Origin of the sequence: Mycoplana rhizolycopersici, assembly GCF_013378445.1 — a bacterium.
Lineage (GTDB): Bacteria > Pseudomonadota > Alphaproteobacteria > Rhizobiales > Rhizobiaceae > Mycoplana > Mycoplana rhizolycopersici.
In genome coordinates this window covers 1-434 of sequence record NZ_JABXYK010000066.1, presented here as the reverse complement: position 1 = coordinate 434, position 434 = coordinate 1, and the positions used below count along the sequence as shown (strand labels likewise).

Here is a 434-nt window from a genome sequence, read left to right as displayed (position 1 = left end):
TTCCCGCGGAGGGCAGCGTCGCGAACTTCACGCCAGCCAGCGTGTGCCCGTCCGCCTTGTCGGTGAAGCCGAAGTCGACGGCCTTGAATTTGTAGGCGCTGTCTTCCAGCAGACCGACCGTCTTGTCGGCACCCGAAGGAGCGTCGTTGACGGGCTTGATCGAAAAGCGGAACGCGTTCGGCGTCGGATCGATGTTGATCCCGCCATTGGCCGTTCCGCCATTGTCTACGACCTGGAAGGTGAAGGAGACGGGGGCGGTAGCATTGGCGGTGGGCGTGTAGACCAGCTTGCCGAGATCGGCGGCGGCGACGATCTGGCCGGCCTTCAGCGCCTTGCCGGACAGCGTCAGGCTTCCCGCGGAGGGCAGCGTCGCGAACTTCACGCCAGCCAGCGTGTGCCCGTCCGCCTTGTCGGTGAAGCCGAAGTCGACGGCC

Annotated in this window: 1 protein-coding gene; it reads right to left on the bottom strand. The window is 65.7% G+C overall.

Annotated elements, in window-relative coordinates:
• On the bottom strand, positions 1 to 434 hold a 434-nt coding region (locus tag HV823_RS26425; protein WP_176952630.1), incomplete at both ends, for an Ig-like domain-containing protein.